Genomic DNA, 7,231 nt, shown 5'->3' with positions numbered 1-7,231 from the left:
CTGAGACAGCGGATGCCACGCGCTGGCGAAGATCGACGGATAAGGTTGTCGGCATGGGCTCCTCCTTGCCCCATCAACCCCTAGCCGCCCAGCACAGCTTCCGATCGGACGAGCTCCGCTCTAATGCACTATCCCGAATTTCGGAACCTCAGAGGCCTTAGCCCGAGTTCGCCCCACGTATCCAGAAACCGGCAATCCGCCCAGCATCGGCAGAACACGAAAACGGACAGTGCGTTTGTCAATCCCATCGGGTCTGGACTTCAAAGCTTTCGTTTGGGAAATGTTCCTCCAAAACCTTCATCGCAGCCGTTGCTGCGGCTTCCGCTACAGATAGCTGTCCCGTATCATCCTTAGTGAAATTAGAAATCCAATATCCCACGCCGCCGATCACCGTCGTCTCGCCCAACTCTAAAAGAGCAGATACAAGGGATGATTGAGAACTCCTAAGAACAAGATGGGCAAATCCAAAACCATCATATTGGTAACCGGGCAGGCCTGCCTTCTCTTTCTTCTGGTATTCAGTAGAAGCCGCATAAGCCGCAGCATGCGCTTCTGACAGAGCGTCCTCTACTAGATCCATGTATTCTTTTGAGACTTTTGGGGCATCAAACTTCAAGATCGTAGATGATGGAACATCATCAATTCGTACGTATGTCAGCTCATTTTTGCTGAGCTTGGAAAGTGCACCCTCGAGAGATATGACTTCTGTAGCGGCCAGAGTATCGCGATTATATTCATATCCAAAATTGTGCTCACCGGCATCATGTAGCTCTTTGAGTTTGTTGAGGACGGATTGAGCCTCTTCCTCGGTCGATACAATTATCGCCACTCGGGAAAATTGGATTGGGCTATCGGCAAGCCAGATCGGTAGACCAGGACAAGAGCAGGCATCAGAAACGTCCGCCCAACGCCACTCCCGCTCATGGCCCCAGTCTATCCGTCTTTTTTCCCCAAGGCTCATCGCAACATATCGGTACTGCTCCAACTCCGAAATCCCGCATGACGGATCTAAAGTCCTAGGCCAATCATCCATCATCGGAATGCCGCGCCTTACTCGCGGCAGCTCTGAGTGGTTCCCGCTCAACCCGTAAATCACGGGACGGCCGCCAGCGGCGAATACCTCATCTCGTAAAAGACAGATTGCATAAGTCCCAACGTCGTCCGGACTGCGAGTTTTGGCGTACTCCAGCAGGGCATACAGCGGCATCTCGGTTAAGCAAGTCGCGGAACGTGGTCCGTAGATCGTCGGCTTGGATCCACGAAATGACCAGCCAGATCTTATATGTCCGTCCTCAATGATTTTGCGGAGCACAAAAAATGCATCCTCGTCCGCAGCAAGCGCATGACTATCTTCGACAATATTCCAAAAATCGAAGCGGTTGTTCTTATCGCGATCAGCAGTGAACGGGAACAAAGGCGTATCTGATCCTTCGTTCAGCTCGTAAGCTGGGTCATTGAGCGTATTTCGCTTGTGCACAAAGTGCATAACCCAGGCCGTTAAATCTCGTCGGCGCTCAATCATAGCCTCATCCGCAGATCAGCGTTGATACCAATCGACCTGGAAACCGGTCCCTCAACTGGTTCAAGAGGATCGCTTAGCAGGTCTGCGACGTCGACCGCGATGATCGAATTTTGCTGGTCCATGTACAAGATGCGAGCTACAACAAAACGTTCGGTTTTGAGGCTCAGCCAGATGCGCGCTTCCCACCTTGAGCGAAAGCCGCTTCAGGCCCAACGAATGGCCGCTTTTGGGTAGCGTCGACACGGCCCTGCATGGCCGGGTTGGGTCGCAAGCCGAACGGCGGCTTCGGATGGTATTCAGCTGATCCGCCTTGAAGTGGCGCAGCGAAAAAGCAAACGATGCCATGCTGTCGCTCGCAATGCTGGTCAGAGTTTGCGCCGAGCCTACCGCTCTGGCCGTGATGGCCTAGAAAACCCGGCCTTTTTTGAAGCGAACGCAGCTTCCTTGGCTAATCCGAAGTAGCGATCTGAACATTTTGAATGTGAGGGTCAGTGCCTTTCCTCAAAGGTTCAGCAGGATCATTTTCGGCAGGATAGGGCTGGAGGGACGATAGCGGTCGTGCACGGTCCGGATTATCAGGATCAATCACACCCCATGGCATAGTTTCGTAAGCCATGAGAGGTCGCCCGAGAAGCGACACGGTCCCCGCCTTGTCGGGCCATAACACACCAATAGGGGCGGTATTCGCATGCTCGTATACTTTTACTAGCTGAATTGGGCCGCCGACACTGGGAAAAGACTTCGAACGAATAATATCGCGAAGCACTTCGAAAGGCTCCATATCGAAAGACCCCCTTGAAATCTTTCCGCGATCTCGCAAAATTGAGACTAGGCGCCCTTTCGCCTCAACAATCGCGTCATCGTCTCCCAGGTATGCGACTAGTTTGTAAGAATTTTCATCTTGGCCGCCCCATTCAACCGACGGCCTGAATGTAAATCTACCGATCGACGCATCGAAATGTAATTTCCATATATGAAAATTCCCTGTGCGCCACGAATACCCGCTTAGAGCGAAGATGGCGCCTGGCTCGCTGGGAGTTTTTTGTCCGCGCGGCAGACCACTAATGAAGGCTCTTGAGTGTGTGAAGACGCGAATGAGATGGCCTTTGAGATCTGCAAGGTCCATAGACCGGTTTTTTGCCGGACCATACATTTCAATTGCGTTCCAGGCCTGTAGCATCAACGGATAAGCATCATCGGTGTCTCCGCCAAAAGAGAGTACTGCGTCGGTACGGGGAAGCAGCATAATTTTTGGATTAGCGTCCCAGTGCTGACCTCCGCTCAGGCGACTGTCTGATGCAACTATTAATTCACGGACCCCTCCGACCGAGCGCGCCCAGATAATTCCAAGGGTCATAAGCTCACTTCTGCGCCCGCTGCGACAGCTGCCTATCCTACAGGACTGGACAACATGTGGAAGAGCATCAAGCTCGCTTCCGACCGCGGCCAAACCGAACGCCGATGGGTACATTCCGTTACGGACGGCAGCTATGCACAACAATCTTAAACGACACAAAACTAGAGCTGGGCAGTTAGAAAGACACGCGCAAAGCTATCCCGAACCGAATTTGTTGGACGGCCAACAAATGACTGCTTCTGGTAAGCGCCGATGGCTGTCGAAACGGCTGGCAGTGGTCGGATCCAGGCTGTTCGTTTCGAGATAACTAAGTCTCAACGCCCGCATCTAACACTGCAGGACAGCTCACTCCCGATTGCACCCCGGTTCAAAACCGTCCAATCTTTACGCTTCTGGGCTTCCCAGCTTGCCGATCACAGCTCACGGTGGGTTTCTACAAACCCCACACCACCCTCCACCCTTTGTAAAAGGCTGGCAGCAGCCATGAGGCCAGGAATTGGGTACCTGCGAAACTCCAGTACGGCTTAGGTCTATGCCTATCCCCGCCTATCTGAGCACCAGCCCATCCTAGGCCCGCAACAGCCACTGGAAGAACAGGGCAGCGGCGTCCGCTACGACGTTGAGCTCGTCCCGTCGCAAAGCGCACCGATGGTCCTCAGGAAGTCGGAGCCTGCCTCCTCAAGATTACGACTGAGGTCAAAGCTAAGCCCGTATAACGCAACGCTCTTGGCGTGTACCCAAGTGTGGTCAGCAGCCGTAGTCGGGTAGACCAACGCGGCTACGGGCGCTTCTAGTTCGCGCGCATAGAAGGCAAGCTGATAGAGGTCATCCTCCGCCGGCCGCTCATGCAGCTTGTACTTTGTATCGAGAACCATAACTGGTTTGTGGGAAGATCGGTCTCGAATGACGATGTCCATTTCGACCTTCAGCACGAAGCTCGCCTTGACTTGGGAGGAGTACCGCACTGAAACCGCGAAGCGGGGCGATGCTTTGTCTCGTAACCAATTTGCGACGAAGCTCTCGAAGAGCCTTGGCATGTTAAGCTCGAAGGGCATGAAGTCGTAGGAGCCCACCTCGACACTCGGCCCGGTCTGCTCCAGGATGAACCGGCACAACCCATGCATTGGCGCGTAATCATGATTGAGACGGTGGTAAAATCGCCTCTGACAATCAGCTGCCGAAAACTCGCGATACGAGATGGTTCCTGCGAGCGCTTTGCGCGCACGGTCAAGGTGATTTTGCACCTCGTTCCGCTTCAAAGCCTGACGCGAGACGCGCCTCAACGTGAATAATAGAAGTTGGTTGTCTTCAAGGTCCGCCGTGTGCTCCTCAAAGGCACAGGGCACGAAGGGGCGGCCACGCTCGCAATTGATAATAGCACGGAAGGGATCAAGCGTGCCCCGGACATAAGATAGCTCGTCCTGAACGTCGACATAGCTGCGGTACAAGCCACGCCGCGCGCGACCAAGAACCTGCTGGCAAAGAACGAAAACGATGCGTTCGTAGATGTCATCGAATGTTTGGACCGGCGCGACGCCTTCAAATAGCCTGAACGATCGAAGATCGTATGCAACTTCCAGCATACCAAAGAGGTTCGAGACTGGGATTTTTGGCGTGACAGCGATTAATAGATCTTTGCCAACTGGTATGTGCCCGATCCAGCCACGAGAGCGCAGTCCATGCGTAGCGCCGTTGTACTGGCCGGCAGGTTCGAATTCAAAACGCGTCGAGCGCAGCATTAGCTCGCATTCAGCATCGGTGAAGGTTGTCGACGCAAATCGCGTCTCGACCTCCTCCTGCAATGTGATTGTACGCATGAGTGGACTAATCCGCGCTCACCCAAGGGGCGAGCACATTGTTAGCGAGGACATGCCACCGAAGAGCTTCTATGCGGCCGGGCTGATCGTAGAAATACTCTTCGAGATAAGGCTCGATCTCGCCTTCCCACACATCCTTCAGCCGAGTACTGAGGTTGCTGTTGTCTTTTAGAAAAAAGGAGATACCCACTTCATAGTTGCGATCATCGATGGCGGTGTTCACAGCGCGAAGAGCGGCAATCAGCGCATCAGCCGGCAGACCATAATCCGTGATGTGGCGGTGGAGGACATCATAGTCCGGCGCCAAGTGGATAAAGCTGAACCGCCGGCGCAGAGCGTGATCGACCACTGCAATTGAGCGATCGGCGGTGTTCATAGTCCCGATAATGAACACGTTGTTTGGAATGCCGAAAGGAGCGGCTTCGCCGGCAAGCGGGATTTGTTTCTCGCGGTACTCCAGCAGGTACATCAATTCTCCAAAGATACGGGCAAGATTGCCGCGGTTGATCTCGTCAATGATTAGGATACAGGGCGCGCCATCCCGTACTGCACGGGCATCCTTACAAAAGCGCAGGAAGTGGCCCGGCAGCCGTTCGAAGGCCATTTGCCCACTGGGCTGGATCACGGGCCGGATGCCGTGCATGAAGTCCTCGTAGCCGTAGGAAGGGTGAAACTGGATCGTCTCAATTAGACCAGGTGTTCCACTGGCCAGCAGTCGCGCGAGACGTTCGGCAACGAAGGTCTTGCCGGTGCCGGGAGGTCCTTGCAAAATTAGCTGTTTCTTGCGTTCCAGGCGCTGACGCCAACGCTGAGCCGTCTCAGAAGTGATCCGTGTCTCGGCGATGAAGTCGTCGATCGAATAGAGCGGCAGCGGCTCGTCACTTGGGGCGGTAGGCCCCGAGACGTCGGTCAGCGCCAGCATCTGTTCGAGCTCATCGATCAGCGTCTCGTCGCCTGTTATGTCGGTAATCGTCTTCATCGGCAGCGTCCGATGACTTTGCGTCGGCCAAGCTCCAGACTTCTGCCAGTCGACGTCAACCACGTTGCGACTGTGTGAGCGGCCGTCGTCAAACCGGTAATTAGAGGTAACAACACCGAAGCCAATGATCTCGCGGCGCCCGCGTTTCGCAAAAATCCAGTCGCCCGCCTGGATCCGATGTGAGAATTCGAAGCACTGGGTCGCGTTTATCTTTGAGGGCTCATCCCAAATTTTTTCCATGGCGGCAAATATCTCGTCAGATGTCTTGAACATTGACAAGTCGCCGAGCTCGTCCCAGCCAATCGCCGCAATCTGGATTTCGCGAAACTCATCCCAGTACGTAGCACGCTCACCGGGAGAGTAGACCCAGATGTGAGGTGGAGCTTCTTCCTTGACGTTGGCAACCGGCTGACTGTGCTGCCAGGCTGAAAGGCCGCCGCTATCTACGCTCAGCAAGGGGCTGCCTCTTAGGTTGGTCCTGCAATCATTCAAGATAGCTACGAGCCGCGATGGGACTTCAGTGAGATAGCTGCCCTGATTGAGATTAAGATCGCGGTCATAGAAGATATTCGCATGATTTTTTCGAATTTCAATGAGTTCCTGGCGGTACTTCGGCTCGTCGAGAAACTGCTCACGTGTAAGCGGCGGTTCAAGGATCTCGAAATTTTTTAAAGCTATCCGATAGCTCGGCTGATCACCCCATGCCGTACCAGCAACTCCAACAAAGTCAGGCCGCGCGTAAGCTGCAGCAACGGACGTGCCCGTAATCGCCGTATTGTCTGTCAGGTGGAGAATACGATCGCCAGGCTGAACGAGGCGCATCCATCTGTAGATATCAGCACCGTCTTTGGCGCGAGTGGGTGACCAGAGAGCTCTCCCAAGAGCATGTTCTCCGCTCATTCGATCCGGTCGGCCTTTGACGAGCGTTTTCTCTAACCATACCCGTGGTTCATCGCGACGTTGTAGCTTCCAGCTCCCTTGCTCACTCGGATCGATGATGCCTTGCGCCACCAGCTTCCGGCGAACGCTGCGAACGCGATTTTTCCAATGGTTCTCGTTTTGATTTTCCATATTTTTATCACGAAGCTCCGCAGAGAGGCCGAATTGATCGGCCAGAACTTCGTATGCTTCACTCGGATTGATCGGCTCTGGTGCACGCATTAGCAAAAGATCATTTAAGGCGGCCTGCAATACGCCGTCGGCAGGAAACCGAAGCGCCTCGATAGCGTAGCCATGCCTTTGCAGATACGCGTTGGCGCCTTCGACACCGCCGCTGAAGCTGTCTTTCGACAGGCCTGTCGCAAAAGCGATGATATCCTTAGTTGGGTAGCGCAGACCGTTGCGAATTACTGCATAGCGGTAGTTTTGATTGCTTTCCCAGTTCTGAAAAGCTGGCAGCCCCCGTTGGGTTTGATCAAAGTGGTCGAACGCTTCTTCGAGCTTTGCCGCACTTACATCGGGTATGGCCATAGGCGCGTTGCTCTCCAGAGGCTCAGTGTATGAGCGATCGAGCCTAACACGGAGCGGTGAGGAGGCCAGGTCAATTTGCCGTGGTA

4 protein-coding genes are annotated in these 7,231 nt (G+C 54.2%); all 4 read right to left on the bottom strand.

The window, feature by feature from the left end; translation table 11 throughout:
* Positions 1-238 precede the first annotated feature (238 nt).
* Complete coding sequence (locus ACS5Q7_RS21350) at positions 239-1,522, bottom strand: hypothetical protein (RefSeq protein ID WP_478341274.1); 1,284 nt, start codon at positions 1,520-1,522, stop codon at positions 239-241.
* A 448-nt stretch (positions 1,523-1,970) separates the two neighbouring features.
* Positions 1,971-2,879 (bottom strand): hypothetical protein, encoded by a 909-nt coding sequence (locus tag ACS5Q7_RS21345; RefSeq protein ID WP_478341273.1) that lies wholly within the window; start codon positions 2,877-2,879, stop codon positions 1,971-1,973.
* A gap of 611 nt (positions 2,880-3,490) precedes the next feature.
* The gene (locus tag ACS5Q7_RS21340) at positions 3,491-4,696 is read right to left on the bottom strand and encodes an McrC family protein (RefSeq protein WP_478341272.1); all 1,206 of its coding nucleotides are present in this window, start codon (positions 4,694-4,696) and stop codon (positions 3,491-3,493) included.
* 7 nt (positions 4,697-4,703) lie between these two features.
* On the bottom strand, positions 4,704-7,145 hold the full coding sequence (locus ACS5Q7_RS21335) for an AAA family ATPase (RefSeq protein WP_478341271.1): 2,442 nt from the start codon (positions 7,143-7,145) through the stop codon (positions 4,704-4,706).
* Positions 7,146-7,231: the final 86 nt, after the last annotated feature.

This window comes from Methylobacterium sp. Gmos3, from assembly GCF_056430985.1.
The sequence above is the reverse complement of the archived record's forward strand: the minus strand, read 5'-3'. Positions and strand labels throughout refer to the sequence as shown.

Bases quoted from the DNA above. Each gene is read 5' to 3' on its own strand.
- ACS5Q7_RS21350 (WP_478341274.1), bottom strand. From the start codon at position 1,522: ATGATTGAGCGCCGACGAGATTTAACGGCCTGGGTTATGCACTTTGTG.
- ACS5Q7_RS21345 (WP_478341273.1), bottom strand. From the start codon at position 2,879: ATGACCCTTGGAATTATCTGGGCGCGCTCGGTCGGAGGGGTCCGTGAA.
- ACS5Q7_RS21340 (WP_478341272.1), bottom strand. From the start codon at position 4,696: ATGCGTACAATCACATTGCAGGAGGAGGTCGAGACGCGATTTGCGTCG.
- ACS5Q7_RS21335 (WP_478341271.1), bottom strand. From the start codon at position 7,145: ATGGCCATACCCGATGTAAGTGCGGCAAAGCTCGAAGAAGCGTTCGAC.